We start from the raw sequence: 17185 nt of genomic DNA on the forward strand, positions 1-17185 counted from the left end.
CCGTTCGGCGTAAACGGGGAGTTGGGGCGGGGGCGCGTCAGCGGCCGTACTGCGCCCCGCCGTTGATGTGCAGGACCTGCCCGGTGACATACGCGGCCTCCGGGGAGGCCAGATAGCGGATGGCGGCGGCTATTTCGGCGGGCACGCCCGGCTGCCCGGTGAGCGTCTGCCCGATCTGCTGCGCGATGAACTCGGGAGTGCCGCGCTCGCCGAAGAACTCGGTGTCCTCGACATAGCCGGGGGCCACCGCGTTGGCGGTGACGCCCTCCGCGCCCAGCCGCTTGGCCAGATCGAAGGTGTAGGTGTGCAGGGCGGCCTTGGTGCCGCCGTACGAACCGGGGCCGCGCAGCGCCGCCACCGACGAAAGGTGCACGATCCGGCCACCGGGGCGGGCGATATGCGGAATGAGGGCTTCGGTCAACAGGACGGCGGTGAGCACATTGGCCGCGAAGTTGCGCTGATACTGGTCGGCGATGCCTTCGAGGGTGCCGTCGTTGCCGGGGGCGACATTGCCTCCGGCGTTGGTGACGATCACGTCGACGGGGCCGTCGGCGGCGATTTCCCCGGCGGCGCGCCGGGCCTGCCCGGGGTCGCTGAGGTCGGCACCGGTCCAGCTGACCAGGCCGTCCCCGTGGGCGGCGTTCAGCTTGTCGGCGGCCGCGCGCAGCACTTCGGTGCGGCGGCCGACGATGACGACGCGGTCGCCGTCCGCGGCGAAGGACTCCGCGGTCGCCAACCCGATGCCCGTACCGCCGCCCGACACCACGATCCGTCGCCCCATTACGGCCTCCATCGTGCAAATCGTTGAATCTCGATCATATGCGTGAATCGACGCTAAGCAGAAAGCGCTTTCTCGTCAAGGGTGTTGGCTTGCGTTCAGTATTGACAGGTTCTGTCGCCAATGGCCGAATGATCGGCGCCCCAGCTTGTTCCAACAGCTGTTCCGGCAAGGAGGACATGTGCGTTTACGTTCGGCCCTCACCAGACCCGTTGTCGCGGCCCTCGTCATGGCGCTCGGCGTACTCGGTCTGCTGACCGCCCCCGGCCCCGCCGCGGCCGCCGCATCGGACGACCGCGACCCCGATCCCGTCGTCAACGGCCTGCGCGGCGACTACTACCTCCAGTCCGCCCCGGGAGCCTTCGACTTCCACGAACTGAAGGCGACCACCCTCGACAAGTCCCTCGACTTCGACAACCTGGAGCCGCGGCTGCAGACCGCCACCGGGCGGGCCGACGACGTCAGCGTCCGGTGGACCGGGCGGCTCGTCCCCGAGCGCTCCGGGGCGCACACCTTCTCGATCACCGGAGACAACGGCTTCCGGCTGTGGATCGACGGCCGGCCCGTCATCGACCACTGGGTCGACGACTGGGACAAGGAACAGGTCTCCGCACCCGTAGAGCTGACCGCGGGCCGGGCGTACGACATCAAGGTCGAGTACTTCGAGCACTACGGCGGCTCCAACTTCCACCTCGCGTGGACCCCGCCCGGCGGGACGAAGGAGCCGGTGCCGGGGTCGGCGTTCCGGCTGCCCCCGGACTTCGGCTACGAGGGCCCGGTGAACAGCGCCGTCCAGCCGGACGGCCGGACGCTGCTGATGGACTTCACCCGTCCCCTCGACGCTCCCCCGGCCGGGCTGACCGGCCACCTCACCGCCGTCATCGGCGGCGCGGCCTGGCCGCTGGGCCGGGCCCGGCTGGACCCGGCCGACCCCTCGCGGCTGCTGCTCGCGCTCAAGGAACCGGTGGTGGGTCGCGGCGGCGAGGCGATCGTGCGCTACGACGGCGAAGGGGGCCTGAAGAACGACAAGGGCGACGTCGGGCAGTTCCTCGCCTTCGGCGGCAACACCTCGACGTACCAGCTCAGCACCCCATGGGCCAAGGACGTCGGCCCGGACAACGCCCACCCCGAATATCCGCGCCCGCAGCTGACCCGCGACCGGTGGAAGAACCTCAATGGCAGCTGGCAGTTCGCCGCCGCGAAGGAGGGCCAGGCGCCCCCGTTCGGGCAGCGGCTGCGGGAACGCGTCCTGGTGCCGTACCCGGTGGAGTCCAAGCTGTCCGGGCTGGAGCGCCACGAGGACCGCATGTGGTACCGGCGCACCTTCACCGTCCCCGAGGGCTGGAAGGTCGGCGACGGGCAGCGGCTGAAGCTGAACTTCGACGCCGTGGACTGGCAGGCCCAGGTCTACGTCAACGGCACCCGGGTCGCCGAACACCGCGGCGGCTACGACCGGTTCAGCACCGACGTCACCGACGCCCTGCGCCCCGGCCGCACCCAGGAGCTGCTGGTCGGCGTGTACGACCCGACGGACGCCAAGGACGGCGAGAACCCGCCGATGGGCAAGCAGCGGCTGGACCCCAGCGGCATCTTCTACACCCCCTCCTCCGGCATCTGGCAGACGGTCTGGATGGAGCCGGTGGCCGCCGACCACGCCGACAGCCTCAAGCTGACCCCCGATGTGCCGGGCAAGGCGCTCACCGCGGAGGTCCGCGGGGTGCGGGACGGCGTGCCGGTCACCGCGACCGCGTACGAGGGGAAGCGCGCGGTCGGCAGCGCGACCGGGCGCACCGGCTCGGCGCTGACCGTGCCGGTGCTCTCGCCCCGGCTGTGGTCGCCCGACGACCCGTATCTGTACCGGCTGAAGGTGACCGTCGGGCGGGGCGCGAAGGCCGACCGGACCGAGAGCTACTTCGGCATGCGCAGCATCGCGGTCGAGGAGGTCGACGGCAAGAAGCGCATGGTGCTCAACGGGAAGCCGTTCTTCTCCATGGCCACCCTCGACCAGGGCTTCTGGCCGGACGGTCTGCACACCGCGCCGACGGACCAGGCCCTGGCGTACGACCTGAAGATGCACAAGCGGATGGGGTTCAACTCCGTGCGCAAGCACATCAAGGTCGAACCCGACCGCTGGTACTACTGGGCCGACCGGCTCGGCCTGATGGTGTGGCAGGACATGCCCGCCATGAACACGATCGCGCCCTCGGAGCGGGCGCAGGCACAGTACGAGCGCGAGATGAAGGCCATGATCGACCAGCACGTCAGCAGTCCGTCGATCGGCATCTGGGTCACCTTCAACGAGAGCTGGGGCCAGTACGGCGGCCCGAAGGTGCCCGCGCTCGCCAAGAGCTGGGACCCGACCCGGCTCATCGACGGCGCCAGCGGCTGGAACGACACGGGCAACGGCGACCTCGCCGACATCCACGCCTACCCGGGCCCCGGCGAACCCCGCCCCGACGCCGAGCGGGCGGGCGTCATCGGCGAGTACGGCGGTCTGGGTCTGGCCGTACCGGGGCACGCCTGGCCGGTGCAGCACACCTATGTGGGCGTGGACCAGGAGCAGTACACGGCCGAATACCTGAAGCTGCTGGACAAGGTGCGGCAGCAGGTCGCCTGCCATGGGAACAGCGGCGCGGTCTACACCCAGATCACGGATGTGGAGGGCGAGCTGAACGGGCTCATCACCTATGACCGCAGAGAGGTCAAACCCGATGTGGAACGGTTGCGCGAGGCGCACCGGTCCCTGATCCGCGCGGCGGAGGACCCGGCGTCGATGGAGTGCACCGGCTAGCCGGACGGTGTTCCGGGCGGGGCGTCGCCGCTTGTGCGCCGCCCCGCCCGGGCGTCAGGCCGGGGTGGTCACTCGTCGACCCTGAGCTTGAAGTGGAGGAGCGGGCCCGCGAGGGTGAGGGTGCCCTGGCCGTAGGCGGAGTGGTAGCGGCCGGTGCCGCCGACGATCGCCGTCTTGGCGGTGACCGTCGCCTGGCCCTTGTGGGTGACCTGGTCGCTGAGCACCAGCGACCCCTTCTTCAGGCGCAGCACCCGGGTGCACTGGACGACCAGCTTGCGGGCGGTGACTCTGACGGTGTCGCACCGCGAACTGCCGCTACCGGCGTACTTCTTGGTCTTCTCGGTGTACAGCTTCAGCCGGGTCTTCCAGCTGTCGCCGGGCTCGACCCGGTCCGGCTGGGTGGTGGCCACGGTGACGCCGAGCAGCGCCACCTTCTCGGCACCCCCGCCCGCGGCGGCCCCCGCGGCGGGCGGCGGGAGCAGGGTCAGGGCGGCGGCGAGGGCGGCGGTGGTGACGATGCCACGGGCGGCTGACGGGAACATGGAACCTCCAAGGCTCGGGGTGGGACCAACGGGCGGGGGGAAGCGGGGCGTCAGTCGTCAACGGCGAGGGAGAAGCGGATCCGGTCCCCCCGCACGGTGACGGTGCCCTGGCCCTCGGCGTCGTCGTAGTGGCCGGTGCCGCCGAGGATGGCGGTCCTGGCGGTGACCGTCGCGCGGCCCCGGTGGGTGATCAGGTCGCCGAGGACCAGCGAGCCCTTCTTCAGGCGCAGCACCCGGGTGCACTGCACGACCCGCTCGCGGGCGGTGACCTCGACGGCGGTGCACTGGGAGCTGCCGTCACCGGCGTGCTTCCGCCGGGGGGTGTAGAGCTTCATATAGGTCGTCCGGCTGTCGCCCGCCTCGACGGGCCGGTTGTCCGCCACCGGCACGCCGGTCACGGTGATCCTCTCGATGTCCTTGTCGCCCGCGTCGGCGAGGGCGAGGGAGGTGGGGAGCAGCACGCAGGCGGCGGTCAGAGCAGTGGTGGTGACGACGCCGCGGACGGCTGAACCGGTCATGGAACCCCCAGGCTCGCGGGATGCCCCGGACCTCCCGGAGCCCTGACCGGCATTCCACGTGGACGATCACTTCTGGGCAAGGCGGCCCGCATGAGCGGCCCGGTGTGCCACCCGGTCGGCTCCGTCGTCCGGGCCACGCCCGGGTTCGTTCGCGGTCTTGAAGGGCGCCTCGCGCCGTGTCAGCGTGACGAACCATCCGGCCCGTCCGACCATTCGGGAGACTCCTGGTGACCGCATCCTCCCCGCTGCCCGTGGACATCCTGCGCGCCCGGCGTCACGGCATCGCCGATCTGCTGGCGCGCAGCGCCGCCCGGCTGCCCGGCAAGACGGCCGTGGTGTACGGCGCGCTGCGCCAGACGTACGCGGAGCTGGACGCGCTGGTGAGCCGGACGGCGGGGGCGCTGGCGGCGCGCGGTGTCGGCAAGGGCGACCGGGTGGTGCTGTACGCGCGCAACTCGCACGGCTATGTGGTGGCGTACTTCGCGCTGGCCCGGCTGGGCGCGGTGTCGGTGCCGGTCAACTTCATGCTGAGGCCCCCGGAGGTCGCGTACCTCCTCGCCCACTCGGGCGCGGTCGGTGTCATCGCGGGCGGCGAGCTGCTGGAGGCGGCCGACGCGGCGCTGGCCGAGGCCGCCCCGGCCCGCGTCGTGCTGCGCGCGGCCATCGGCGGGGAGGGACGGGAGGGCTGGGAGGACTTCGCCGCGCTGGGCGAGGAGCACGGCCGTCCGGTGCCCGACCCCGCGCTGGGGGACGACGATCCGGTGCAGCTCATGTACACCTCGGGGACGGAGTCGCGGCCCAAGGGCGCGATCATGACGAGCCGCTGTCTGATCTCGCAGTATCTGACGACGATCGTGGACGGCGGGATGGCGGCCGACGACATCGAGGTCCACGCGCTGCCGCTGTACCACTGCGGCCAGCTGCACGTCTTCCTCACCCCGGACGTCTATCTGGGGGCCACCTCGATCATCCTGCCCGGCCCGGACCCGGCAGCGCTGCTGGCGGCGATCGAGGCGGAGGGGGCGACCAAGCTGTTCGCGCCGCCCACCGTGTGGATCGCGCTGCTGCGGCATCCGGACTTCGCGACGCGCGATCTGTCGTCGCTGCGGAAGGGGTATTACGGCGCCGCGGCCATGCCGGTCGCCGTGCTGGCCGAGCTGCGCCGACGGCTGCCGGGGCTCGCGCTGTACAACCTCTACGGGCAGACCGAGATGTCGCCGATCGCGACCGTTCTGGGCCCGGCCGACCAGGAGCACAAGGCCGGGTCGGCGGGGCGGGCCGCGCTCAACGTCGAGACGCTCGTGGTGGACGAGGACGACCGTCCCGTACCGCCGGGCACGGTCGGGGAGATCGTGCACCGCGGCCCGCACACCATGCTCGGCTACTGGCGGGACCCCGAGCGCACCGCGGAGGTGTTCCGCGGCGGCTGGTTCCACAGCGGCGATCTCGGGGTCATGGACGAGGAGGGCTATCTGACGGTCGTCGACCGCAAGAAGGACATGGTCAACAGCGGCGCGGAGAACGTGTCGGGGCGCGAGGTGGAGGAGGTCCTGCACACCCATCCCGCGGTGGCGGAGGCCGCGGTGTTCGGTGTGCCCCATCCGTACTGGATCGAGGCCGTGGCGGCGGTGGTGGTGGCCAGGCCGGGAGAGCGGCTGACGGCGGAGGAGGTGATGGCGCACTGCGGGGAGCGGCTGGCCGGGTTCAAGGTGCCCAAGTACGTGGTGCTCGCGGCGTCCCTGCCGAAGAACCCCAGCGGCAAGATCCTCAAAAGGGAGCTGCGCGACACCTACGGACACCTCGGCGCGGACGGTTGACGGTTCTGTGTCAACTGTTCGAGAGGGCCCCGGAACACGGATTTAGGATGCGGTATTCCCCTGCCGAGACGACGAACCGCCCGAGGGCCCTCCATGAGCAAAGTCCTGAATCTTGATGCCCTACCCGAGCCATCCCGGCTCAAACGGGTGAAGCGACGGCGTCCTGGGGTGCTGGTGGCCAATGGCGTGGTGCTGGTGTTCGCCGCGATGGCGGTGACCACGGTATTCACCAACCCCCGCTTCGAGTGGCACACCGTCGGGAAATACTTCTTCGAGATCCGCATCATGAAGGGTATCGGGGTCAGTCTCGGCATGACCGCCGCGACCATGGCATTCGCCCTCGTGCTGGGCACCGTTGTAGCGCTCATGCGGATGGGTTCCTCGCGGCTGATGTCGGCGGCCGCGGGAGGGTTTATCTGGGTGTTCCGTTCGATTCCCATGCTGGTGCAGCTGCTTTTCTGGTACAACCTGGCGGCACTGTTTCCCACCCTGTCCCTCGGAATTCCCTGGGGCCCCAGTTTCGTCACCTTCGATTCGAATTCCCTGCTGGGTCCGCTTACCGCCGCGGTCATCGGCCTGACCTTGCATGAAACGGCGTACGTGGCGGAGCTGATCCGTTCCGGTCTGCTGTCCGTACCGGAGGGTCAGCGGCAAGCAGCCGCCGCGCTCGGTTTGACGCCGACTCAGATCTTCTTCCGTATCACCCTCCCTCAGGCGCTGCGCGTGATCGTGCCGCCGATGGGAAATGAGCTGATATCTCTCCTCAAGGCCACATCTCTGGTCAGCGTGATCTCTCTGGCCGATCTGCTCTACTCGGTGCAGCTCATTTATTCAAAGAACTTCCAGACCGTCCCCCTGTTGATCGTGGCCGCGATCTGGTACATGATCATCACTGGCGTCATCACCCTTGCGCAGCAGCGCCTGGAGCGACGTCTGGGGCGACACACGCTGATACCGGCCGATAAGGTCACCAAAGTGAAGAGGATCGAGCACTCGGTATGACCGTGGCATCGGAAAGGGGAGCGCAGCCCATCGTCTCCCTGCGCGGGATCGTCAAGTCGTTCCGTTCCACGGAGGTGCTGCGCGGCATTTCCCTGGATATCCACCGGGGTGAGACGGTCTGTGTCATCGGCCCGTCCGGTTCGGGCAAGAGCACGCTGCTGCGCTGCGTCAACCATCTGGAGGTCCCGGACGACGGCCTGGTCGTGGTCGACGACCACGTCATCGGCTACCGGCTGCGCGGCACCTCCCTGCACGAGCTGGGCCCCCGGGAGCTCGCCGCGCAGCGCTCGGTCATGGGCATGGTCTTCCAGAGCTTCAACCTGTTCCCGCACCTCACCGCCCGCGAGAACATCGTGGAGGCGCCGCGCCGGGTCCTCGGTCTTTCGAAGACGAAGGCCGACGCCCGGGCCGAGGAGCTGATGCGCCGGGTCGGGCTCGCCCACAAGCTGGACAGTTACCCCGAGCAGCTCTCCGGCGGCCAGCAGCAGCGCGTGGCCATCGCCCGGGCGCTGGCGATGCGGCCGAAGGTGATGCTGTTCGACGAGCCGACCTCGGCGCTGGACCCCGAGATGGTGCACGAGGTGCTGAACGTCATCCGGGACCTGGCCCAGGAGGGCATGACGATGGTGGTCGTCACGCATGAGATGCGCTTCGCCGCCGAGGTCGCCGACCGGGTCGTGTTCATGGACGACGGGCGGATCGTCGAGGAGGGCCCGCCGGACCGGCTGTTCGACTCCCCCTCCCACGACCGCACCCGTACGTTCCTGTCGAAGGTCAGCGCATGAACACCGGACGTCCTCTGCCCGCCAAGACCCGCGCCCGGCTGGAGCTGTGGGACGACTACCGCTCGTACCACTACCTGGAACCGGGCGCGGACTTCCAGGACTTCGAGCTGGTGCCCGCGGTGGGCCGGGTGCCCGATTCGGCGCCCGTGTGGAGCGAGGACGTCGAGGCCCGGGCGCGGGACTTCGAGGAACGCCATCTGGTGATCTCCGCGCACGACCATCTGTCGCTGCGGCCCGCGGACCCCGGCGACTTCGCCGCCTTCCGCCGCCAGGGCCGGGAGGCGATTCCGTACGAGGGCATCGCCCACTCGGGCGTGGATCTGTTCTTCGACGGCGGCCCGGCCGCCGTCAGCATGATCCGCTCGCACACGCCCTGGGACTGGGACGACGCGGTGAGCGATCTGGCCATGCGTCAGGCCGACTTCGCCCATCAGCGCCTGGTGGCCCCGGTCCGCACCCTGGAGGACGCGGAGCGGGCGCGGGCCGGGAACCAGGTGGGCGTCGTACTGACCCTGGAGTCCGCGTCCCCCATCGGCAACGACGTCGACCGGCTCGATCTGCTCTACGGGCTGGGCGTGCGGCTGCTCGGCCTGGTGTACAGCGAGAGCAACCAGCTCGGCTCGGGGCTCGCGGACACCGGCGACACCGGGCTGACGGTGCTCGGCCGCCGCGCGCTGCGGCGGATGAACGACCTCGGCATCATCGTCGACGTCTCGCACTCCGGGGACGCGACGGCGCTGGACGCGGTGCGCCGCTCCACCGACCCCGTGGTGATCACCCACGCCGGGTCGCGGGCGCTGTGGCCGACCCCGCGGATGAAGCCCGACGATGTGATCCGGGCGTGCGCGGGCTCCGGCGGATTCATCGGCGTCGAGGCCGCGCCGCACACCACCATCACCGCCCGGCACCCCCGGCACAGCCTGGAGTCGGTGATGGAACACGTGGAGCGCTGTCTGGACCTGGTCGGCATCGACCATGTCGCCTTCGGCCCCGACACCAACTTCGGCGACCACACCGCCTGGCACCACACGTTCGCCCCGCTGTTCGGCAAGGACGACGCGGTCGACGGCCAGAGTTCGCAGCCGCCGCCGCACGAGCCGGTCGCTTTCGTCCACGGCTGTGAGAACCCCGCGGAGGCCGTCGGCAACATGATCCGCTGGCTGTTCGACCACGGCTACTCCGAGGAGGACGTGGCGAAGCTCGCGGGGGGCAATGTGCGGCGGGTCGCCGAGACCGTCTGGGGCCGCTGACCCTCCCCGATCCATCACCCCCACGTTCCCTTCATCCGGATCAGCCGGATCTCCCGAAACGGAGCACAGTCATGGCCCCCCGACCCCGCGCCGCCGCGTGCGCCCTGTTCGTCTCCCTCGCGATCACCCTCACCGCCTGTTCCGTCGACGACACTCCGGACGACAAGGGCAACGGCAAGGAGGCCATGCCCACGCCGACCCTCAATCTGGAGCCGAAGGACGATGCGCTGGCGGCCCAGGTGCCCGCGGAGTACAAGAAGAAGACCCTGGTCATGGGCGTCAGCGAGTACGCCCCGTATGTGACCATCGGCTCCGACGGGAAGATCACCGGTCTGGTCCCGGATCTGGCCAAACAGCTCGCCTCCCAGCTCGACATCAAGATCAAGGTGGTGCGGACGCCGTTCGACGCGGTGATCCCGGGGCTGAAGTCCGGCCGGATCGACCTCAGCGCGCCCTCCGGTGACTTCGTCGAGCGCCAGAAGGAGGTCGACTTCGCCGACTTCGCGCAGAGCCAGATCACCGTGATGGTGAACAAGGAAAGCGGGTTCCGCCCGGAGTCCGGCATCGGCGTCTGCGGGCACAAGGTCGGCGTCGAGAAGGGCGCGGGCACCGAGAACGTCCTCGAGGGGCTCAGCAAGCGGTGCGCTAAGCAGGGCAAGTCGGCGGTGAAGCCGCAGGCGTACGCGGATCTGGCCGCCGCGAGCCTGGCCCTGCAGAGCAAGCGGATCGACGCGGTGGTCGCGCCCAGCGCCTCCAACACCAACGTCAGCGAGAGCTCGGACGACAAGTTCGAGACGCTGGAGCTGGACGACATGCTCACCCTTCCCGCGGCTACGGCGATCTACGGCATCCAGGCCAAGAAGGGCACCGGTCTCGCCCCCGTGATCGTCAAGGGGCTGCGGGAGATGCAGGAGTCGGGCACCTACGCGAAGCTGTTCGGCGGCTGGCAGATGCCGCTGTCCACGATCACCCGGTCGCAGATGCTCTTCAACGGCTCGAAGCAGTCCCAGACCAAGTGAGCGTCTCCCCCATGGCACCGACCGGGCGGACCGAGGCCGCCGAACACCTCGGCGGAGGACTCTGGCGACACCTGCTGCGCGTGCCCGTACGGGACGGAGTGGTCCTCGCGGCGGATCTGTACGCGCCCGAGGAGCGGCCCGGCCCGCGGCCGGTCATCCTGGAGCGCACCCCGTACGGCCGCCGCGACATCCGCGAGTCGGACCGCTGCCGCCACGACGAGCCGGTGCCGGCCCCCGAGGAGACGTCCGCGTTCTTCGTCCGGGCCGGATACCACGTGGTGCGGCAGGACTGCCGCGGCCGGGGCGACTCCGAGGGCACCTTCGTGAAGTACCTGGGCGAGGGGCCGGACGGCGCGGACACCCTCGACTGGATCGCCGCCCAGCCCTGGTGCGACGGGCGGGTCGCGATGATGGGCGTGTCCTACTCGGCACACGCCCAGACGGCGGCCGCGGCCGAGTCCCCCGCCCCGCTGGCCGCGATGTTCATGGACTCCGGCGGCTTCGCGAGCGCGTACGAGGCGGGCATGCGGATGGGCGGCGCCTTCGAACTCAAGCAGGTCACCTGGGCGTTCCGGCACGGCGAGGAGAGCCCGGAGGCGGAGCGGGACCCGCTGGTGCGCAAGGCGTTCGCCGGAACCGACCTGCGGGACTGGTTCACCGTGCTGCCGTGGCGCACCGGGGTCTCCCCGCTGGCGCACGTCGGCCAGTACGAGCGGTATCTGCTGGACCAGTGGCGGCACGACGCGTTCGGCGAGTACTGGCGGCAGCCCGCGATCTACGGGCGGGGGAACTACGACCGCTTCCCGGACGTGCCGACGCTGCACATGGCGAGCTGGTACGACCCGTATGTGCGCTCCACCATCGAGAACTTCACGGCCATGGGGCGGCTCAAGACGTCCCCGGCGTATCTGGTGATGGGGCCGTGGACGCACGGCGCGCGCTGTGTCACCTTCGCCGGTGACGTGGACTTCGGGCCCGCCGCCACGTTCAGCGACAACGTGGACACCTCGTATCTGACCTTCCGGCAGCACTGGTTCGACGCGGTGCTGCGCGGCGGCGGCCTCGGGGCGATCCCGCGGGTGCGGTACTTCCTGATGGGCGGGGGCGACGGCCGCCGCGACGCGGCCGGGCGGATGCGGCACGGCGGCCGGTGGCACACCGACTCCCGGTGGCCGCCGTCCGGGACCCGGGAGACCGCGTTCTACTGCCACACCTCGGGTGAGCTGAGCCGGGAGAGACCGGCGGAGACGGACGCGTGGGTCGAGTACGACTTCGATCCGGGCGACCCGGTGCCGACCCTGGGCGGACAGGTGACCTCGGGCGAGCCGGTGATGGTCGGGGGCGCCTTCGACCAGGTGCCGGACGAGCGCTTCTACGGGGCGCGCGAGCCGTATCTGCCGCTGAACTCGCGGCCGGATGTGATCTCGCTGGTCACCCCGCCCCTGGACGAGCCGCTGGTGGTGGCGGGTCCCGTCACCGCCCGGCTGTTCATCTCCTCGACCGCGCCGGACACCGACTTCACGGTGAAGCTGATCGATGTGCACCCGCCGAACGAGGACTATCCGCACGGGTTCGCCATGAACCTCACCGAGGGCATCTTCCGGTGCCGCTTCCACGCCTCGTTCGAGCGGCCCGAGCCGCTGGTGGCGGGCGAGGTGTACGAGATCGAGATCCCGGCGCCGGACACCGCCAACCTCTTCGGTGCCGGACACCGGCTGCGGGTGGACATCTCGTCGAGCAACTTCCCGCGCTTCGACGTCAACTCCAATACCGGCGCGCCCGAGGCCGTCACCCGGCGGAAGGCGGTCGCCACCAACCGGGTGCACATGGACGCGCGGCACCCCTCGGCGGTGCTGCTGTGGACGCGGCCCGAGTGACGGCGTCGCGGGTGACCGGCGCCGCGGGTGACCGGCGTCAGCGCATGATGGTGGCCAGCACGTCCTGACCCAGCCGGAGCAGGGTGCTGGTGGCCAGCCGGTGGTAGACGTACTTGCCCTCGCGCTCGGACTCCACGAGCCCGGCGTCCCGCAGCTGCCGCAGGGTGCGCGAGACCTGCGTATCGTCCAGGCCCATGCGCTGGGCCAGCTCGGAGGTGGTGATCGGCTCGCCCAGCAGATGGCGGCACAGCTCCATCCGGCCGAGTGAGGCCAGCGCGGACATCCGGGCCCGCAGCTCCGCCTGGGTCAGCTGCCCGTCGGCCTGCCCTTCCAGCGCGGCGAACTGCAGCACGACCGGATGGGACTCCTCGTCCTTGACGGTCAGATGCGGCCAGACATGGACCGAGGGAACCAGGAAGAGCGGGCGCGGCCCGATCTCGATCTCGGCGACGGCCAGCTTGTCGTAGCGCACCCGCGTACCGCCCTGGGAGACGACCGCGGTGGGGCTGAGCCCGGCCAGCACCTCGGCCAGGCCGCTTCGGCGGATATCGGTGCGGAACCGCACCACGGCCGCCTCCAGCCGGTCGTACACCGCGCGCCACTCGGCCTCGAAGAACGCGGCGCCGCAGCGCTCCAGGAAGTCGATCAGCCGGTTCCGCGTCCCCTCGGGCGAGGCCATCAGCTCATGCGCCAGCTCGCCGCGCCGGAACGAGCGCCGCTCGCACTGGGTGATGAAGCCGCAGGCGGCCTGCGGGTCGTTCAGCAGGCGGTGCGCGTCGGGCACCCGCTCCCGGAAGCCCAGCACCCCCTGCGCGCACAGCTCCGTGAACTCCTCCAGCGGCAGCTTCTCCAGCAGCCGCAGCTCGTCCCCGAAGGACTGGTCCAGCGGCAGCGCGAGCGGGAACAGCAGCCGGCAGCGCAGCCGGGCCCACAGCGGGGACAGGGCGCTCATCTCCTGGGTGAGCGACACATCGAAGGTCGTCCCGAGGCGGCGCGTCCAGCGCTGCGCCTCGGGGTGGTGGTCCGGCTCGGACAGGATGTGCAGCACCGACATCAGCTCCGCGAGCGGCGAGCGCCCCACGTGGACGTCGGCCGCCCGTGCTGACCGGAGGTTGAACGTGATCCCCACCCGCGCAGCGTACCGCCGCGGCGGCCGGGCGGGGGATCAGTCGCGGGGCAGCAGGGGGCCGAGCGGACCGAGGTCGAGGTTCAGGTCGTCCTCGGTGAGCCCGAAGTGTTCCCGCAGCTCCTCCATGTTCTTCTCCAGCGCCATCAGCGTGAGCCCGAGCTTCTCGATCTGCTCGTCGCTGACGCCGCCCTGATCGACGCGGCGCAGCGCCTGCCGCTCCATGAGCTGGCGCAGCAGCTCCACGATGGTCAGCACCAGACCGGCCAGGCTCTTGCGCACCGACTCCTCGTCCACCTCCAGCCGACGGGGGCGGTGGGCGTCGGGGCTGCGGGTGTCGGGGCTGCGGGTGTCGGGGTGGCGGGTGTCCGGGCGACGGTCGTCAGGGGGACGGTCCGGGCGGCGCTCGATGCTCATCTGCGTCTTCCAGGTCTTCTATCCGTACGGAAGCGATCAGCGCGCGAAGGGAGATGCGCACCAGATCGATGTCGGCGATGCTCAGGGTAATCTCCCCGGCGATCACGACGCCCCCGGCCAGCACCCGGTCGAGCAGATCGACCAGGGCCACCTCGCGGCGCTCGATCGCGTGGGTCACCATGCCTCCCTGTCGTCGGGCGGCACGCGCTCGGGCGGCGCGGTGAACGAGTACGGCGGCCACGGCCCGCTCAGCTCCAGGTCGACGCCCGGGTACCGCTCCCCCAGCCCGGTCACCGCGGCGGTGAACTCCTCCGTCCGGTCGTCCGGCACCAGATACGAGTTGTTCAGCACCATCCAGCCCTCGTACGCGGCCAGCCGGGCGTCCTGCGGCGGATGGGTGGCGGACGCCACGGCCAGCGCGGCGAGGGCGGTGTGGATCTCCTCCGCCCGCTCGGTGGCCCGCAGATGGGCCGTTTCCTTGTCGTCCCGCTGGGCGCGGCGGCGCAGCAGATAGGAGGTGCCGGGGCTGTCGCCGCCGGTGGCCTCCTCGTCGCCCGGGTCGGGCAGGAAGGCGCGCGGGTCGACATACGCCTTGACGCCCCACTCGGTCCGTCCGGCCACCCGCGCCAGCGTGGCCGTGAAGTCGTCCCGCCGCTCCTGGAGCATCGTGCGGACCCGGCCGTCGTCGTGGTAGATCGTGGCGAACCGCAGCGGAATGACCTGGCCGTATCCGGCCGCCCGGCCGATGACCCGGTGGTGGGCCCTGGCCGCCCGCTCCAGCCAGGGCAGATCCTCCAGATGGGCGCGCAGCGGCTCCTCGCCGAAGTCGTCCAGCGGTACGGAGCCCACCACGGCGGCCAGTCCGGCGTTCTCGACCAGCCGCACCGGTTCGTCCGCCACGCCGGTGAGCCCGGGCGGGGCGCCGCGCTCCTCGCGGGCCGCGGTCACCGCGTACAGCCAGGTGGCAAGGGCCTCCTCGGTCACGGTCCGTCCTCCCGTCCCCGGTCGCGGTTGCGATCCGGCGCGCGCTCCAGGTCGTCGCGGCCGGACTCCAGCTCGCCGACGCGGCGCCGCAGCCGCTCGTTCTCGTCCAGGACGTCGCGGGCGCCGGAGGAGAGCGTGGGGTCGTGCTCCCACCAGTCGATGCCCATCTCCTTGGCCCGGTCCACGGAGGCGATCAGCAGCCGGATCTTGATGGTCAGCAGCTCGATGTCGAGCAGGTTGATCTGGATGTCCCCGGCGATGACGATGCCCTTGTCGAGCACCCGCTCCAGGATGTCGGCCAGGCTCGCCGACTCCCGGCGGGCCGGTTCCGGCGGGCCGCCCATGCGCCGGCTCGGCACGTTCCACTCGGCGCCCTGGCTCATGCCTGCTCCTCGGACCTGCCGCGGTAGTAGCGCCGGGCGCGGCGGTACGAGACGAGTCCGCCCTCGCCGTCGACCTCGACCCGGTACTCGGCGAGGATGTCGGTGGAGTCCGGGATCCGGTGGGTCTCCAGCACTTCGACGCCGATGAGCCAGCCGTCCTCGTGGCGCTCCACCGAGGTGATGCTCTCCGGGTCGTGTCCGGTCAGATCGCGCAGCTCGCGGGCGGCGCTCCGGGCGGCCGACCGGGCCGTGGTCGCGGGATGCCGCGTATCGGCCGGGGGCCGGCGACGGGCGTCGCCGGAGGGGCGCCGGGCGCGCCGGGGCCGCTCCTCGCCGTGGTCGCGTCCGTCCCGTTCCTCGCGGACCACGGCTCACACCTCCAGGCCCCCGCCGGGCGGGCCACCGGCCATCAGCCGACGGACCAGTTCATCCTCCTGCCGGGCCGCCTCCTCCTCGGTCAGCTCCCCGGATTCCCGCTGCTCCGCGACCTCTTCCAGCCGCTGCTGGATCACCCCGGGGTCGTACAGCTGCCGGTGGGCCTCGTCGTGGAGCCGCTCGGCGATCCAGGCGACGCCGCGCACCGGGGCCAGCGGCCAGGTGACCAGTCCGCTGAACAGTCCCATGGCTATTCGCCCTCCTTGGCCGGGCTCATCGCGTCGGCCACGAAGTCGTACGGGGCCAGGGGCCCGAGCAGGCGAATCCGGACCCGGCCGTTCCAGTGCTTGGCCAGTTCCTCGGCGGCCTGCTCGAAGGCCGTCCTCCGTTCGTCCTCGACCAGGAACGAGGCGTTCACCAGGCCCTCGGCGGAGGACGGTTCCGTGCTCAGCGAGGCGAGCGCGCACGGGCCCAGCCTGCGGTCCACCTCCAGCGCGTCCACGGCCCGTTTGGCGGCGATGGCGTCCATGACCAGCTGTCCCAGCTGGATGCGCTGGTCGTATCCGGCCTCCTCCGGGAGCCCCTGCAGTTCCTCGCGGAGCCGTACGGCCTCGGGCTGCTCGGTCAGCACCTCGCGCAGCACCGCGTCCTGCAGATAGCGGGCGCGCAGGGTGAACTGGGAGCGGCCGCGCAGCCGGTCGAGGGCGCGCGCGAAGTCGTCGTGTCCCTCGTCGAGCAGTTCATCGGCCACCGCGGTGGTGTCGCGCACCACCGTGCCGAACCGGAACGGCAGCACCGGGGAGGACCTGGCCGCCAGGGAGTCCAGCACCCGGGCGTGGGCGCGCAGATCCTCGGGGGTGCCCAGCGGCTTGTCGAGGGGCACCTCGCTGACCACCGCGGCCTGGCCGCCGTGGCGCACCAGGGTCACCACCGCCTCCGGATCGCCGACGGCGGTCAGATCCCTGACGGCGTCGTCGCTCCGGTCCTCCGGTACGACCCCGTAGACGTAGCAGGCACGTTGGTCCTCGGCCATCACCGCTCGCGCTCCCTGCTCGCACTCCGCCGGTGCCGGGGCCGGTCACCGGATTCCCTTCGGCGCGCTCCTTCGCGCTCCCCCGCCTCGTCCTCGTACGCTTCGTCGTCGCCCTGGTCGCCCTCGTCGCTGTCGTCGTCCTTGAGCAGGTCGGAGACGGTGTCCTTGACGCCTTCCAGGGCACCCTTGGTCTTCTTCCGCCCGCCGCTCTCCTGGATCTCGTCCATGAGGCCGGGCAGTCCCTTGGTCTCGGTGCCGCTGCGGGCGAGGTCGAGACGGTTCGTCGCCTCGGCGAAGCGCAGATAGGTGTCGACGCTGGCGACGACGATGCGGGCGTCGATCGTCAGGATCTCGATGCCCACCAGGGAGACCCGGACGTACACGTCGATGACCAGTCCCTTGTCCAGGATCAGGTCGACCACGTCGACCAGGGCGCTGGAACTGGCCCGGTCCAGATACTGACTCTGCTGGCTTGCTACGGTCACCAC

The 17185-nt window shown here is 70.9% G+C and carries 19 protein-coding genes; 7 read left to right on the forward strand and 12 right to left on the reverse strand.

The features are described 5' to 3' along the window. Positions 1-37: 37 nt before the first annotated feature. Positions 38-781 (reverse strand): SDR family NAD(P)-dependent oxidoreductase, encoded by a 744-nt coding sequence (locus tag ACZ59A_RS31540; RefSeq protein ID WP_470965695.1) that lies wholly within the window; start codon positions 779-781, stop codon positions 38-40. A 178-nt stretch (positions 782-959) separates the two neighbouring features. Here ACZ59A_RS31540 and ACZ59A_RS31545 point away from each other — a divergent pair, with 178 nt between their 5' ends. Further along, positions 960-3569 (forward strand): PA14 domain-containing protein, encoded by a 2610-nt coding sequence (locus ACZ59A_RS31545; protein ID WP_470965698.1) that lies wholly within the window; start codon positions 960-962, stop codon positions 3567-3569. 68 nt (positions 3570-3637) lie between these two features. Here ACZ59A_RS31545 and ACZ59A_RS31550 read toward each other — a convergent pair whose 3' ends face one another. Together ACZ59A_RS31550 and ACZ59A_RS31555 are read right to left on the reverse strand one after the other, a co-directional pair. Then, the gene (locus ACZ59A_RS31550) at positions 3638-4111 is read right to left on the reverse strand and encodes a hypothetical protein (protein WP_470965701.1); all 474 of its coding nucleotides are present in this window, start codon (positions 4109-4111) and stop codon (positions 3638-3640) included. A gap of 50 nt (positions 4112-4161) precedes the next feature. Next, a complete protein-coding gene (locus tag ACZ59A_RS31555) occupies positions 4162-4629 on the reverse strand; it encodes a hypothetical protein (RefSeq protein WP_470965704.1) in 468 nt (155 codons plus the stop codon). 227 nt (positions 4630-4856) lie between these two features. On the opposite strand from ACZ59A_RS31555, the gene ACZ59A_RS31560 reads away from it, so the two are divergent. From ACZ59A_RS31560 to ACZ59A_RS31585, 6 genes are all read left to right on the forward strand, one after another. Then, positions 4857-6446: a fatty acyl-CoA synthetase gene (locus tag ACZ59A_RS31560; protein ID WP_470965707.1), complete on the forward strand. Its 1590-nt coding sequence runs from the start codon at positions 4857-4859 to the stop codon at positions 6444-6446. 93 nt (positions 6447-6539) lie between these two features. Continuing rightward, the gene (locus ACZ59A_RS31565; RefSeq protein WP_470965710.1) at positions 6540-7448 is read left to right on the forward strand and encodes an amino acid ABC transporter permease; all 909 of its coding nucleotides are present in this window, start codon (positions 6540-6542) and stop codon (positions 7446-7448) included. Further along, entirely contained in the window at positions 7445-8233 is a 789-nt protein-coding gene (locus tag ACZ59A_RS31570) for an amino acid ABC transporter ATP-binding protein (RefSeq protein WP_470965713.1), read from the forward strand. Before ACZ59A_RS31565 ends, ACZ59A_RS31570 begins: the two co-directional genes overlap by 4 nt. Continuing rightward, the gene (locus tag ACZ59A_RS31575) at positions 8230-9483 is read left to right on the forward strand and encodes a dipeptidase (RefSeq protein WP_470965716.1); all 1254 of its coding nucleotides are present in this window, start codon (positions 8230-8232) and stop codon (positions 9481-9483) included. Before ACZ59A_RS31570 ends, ACZ59A_RS31575 begins: the two co-directional genes overlap by 4 nt. Before the next feature lie 71 nt (positions 9484-9554). After that, positions 9555-10502 (forward strand): transporter substrate-binding domain-containing protein, encoded by a 948-nt coding sequence (locus tag ACZ59A_RS31580; RefSeq protein WP_470965719.1) that lies wholly within the window; start codon positions 9555-9557, stop codon positions 10500-10502. A gap of 11 nt (positions 10503-10513) precedes the next feature. Beyond that, positions 10514-12379 (forward strand): CocE/NonD family hydrolase, encoded by a 1866-nt coding sequence (locus tag ACZ59A_RS31585; RefSeq protein ID WP_470965723.1) that lies wholly within the window; start codon positions 10514-10516, stop codon positions 12377-12379. Positions 12380-12416: 37 nt separating this feature from the next. Here the strand turns inward: ACZ59A_RS31585 and ACZ59A_RS31590 are convergent, their stop codons facing one another. From ACZ59A_RS31590 to gvpJ, 9 genes are all read right to left on the reverse strand, one after another. Next, a complete protein-coding gene (locus ACZ59A_RS31590) occupies positions 12417-13508 on the reverse strand; it encodes a DUF5937 family protein (RefSeq protein ID WP_470965726.1) in 1092 nt (363 codons plus the stop codon). A 36-nt stretch (positions 13509-13544) separates the two neighbouring features. After that, entirely contained in the window at positions 13545-13808 is a 264-nt protein-coding gene (locus ACZ59A_RS31595) for a gas vesicle protein K (protein ID WP_470966515.1), read from the reverse strand. 79 nt (positions 13809-13887) lie between these two features. Then, complete coding sequence (locus ACZ59A_RS31600; protein ID WP_470965729.1) at positions 13888-14103, reverse strand: gas vesicle protein; 216 nt, start codon at positions 14101-14103, stop codon at positions 13888-13890. Next, positions 14097-14906: a GvpL/GvpF family gas vesicle protein gene (locus ACZ59A_RS31605; RefSeq protein ID WP_470965732.1), complete on the reverse strand. Its 810-nt coding sequence runs from the start codon at positions 14904-14906 to the stop codon at positions 14097-14099. The genes ACZ59A_RS31600 and ACZ59A_RS31605 overlap by 7 nt, the downstream gene beginning before the upstream one ends. Further along, complete coding sequence (locus tag ACZ59A_RS31610; RefSeq protein WP_470965735.1) at positions 14903-15289, reverse strand: gas vesicle protein; 387 nt, start codon at positions 15287-15289, stop codon at positions 14903-14905. The genes ACZ59A_RS31605 and ACZ59A_RS31610 overlap by 4 nt, the downstream gene beginning before the upstream one ends. Further along, positions 15286-15657, reverse strand: a complete 372-nt coding sequence (gene gvpO / locus ACZ59A_RS31615) for a gas vesicle protein GvpO (RefSeq protein WP_470965737.1) — start codon at positions 15655-15657, stop codon at positions 15286-15288. The genes ACZ59A_RS31610 and gvpO overlap by 4 nt, the downstream gene beginning before the upstream one ends. A gap of 3 nt (positions 15658-15660) precedes the next feature. Beyond that, the gene (locus ACZ59A_RS31620) at positions 15661-15912 is read right to left on the reverse strand and encodes a gas vesicle protein GvpG (protein WP_468044311.1); all 252 of its coding nucleotides are present in this window, start codon (positions 15910-15912) and stop codon (positions 15661-15663) included. Between the two features lie 2 nt (positions 15913-15914). Beyond that, on the reverse strand, positions 15915-16697 hold the full coding sequence (locus ACZ59A_RS31625; protein WP_470965740.1) for a GvpL/GvpF family gas vesicle protein: 783 nt from the start codon (positions 16695-16697) through the stop codon (positions 15915-15917). After that, a complete protein-coding gene (gene gvpJ, locus ACZ59A_RS31630) occupies positions 16697-17185 on the reverse strand; it encodes a gas vesicle protein GvpJ (RefSeq protein WP_470965743.1) in 489 nt (162 codons plus the stop codon). The genes ACZ59A_RS31625 and gvpJ overlap by 1 nt, the downstream gene beginning before the upstream one ends.

The organism is Streptomyces sp. NPDC040405, assembly GCF_055595765.1.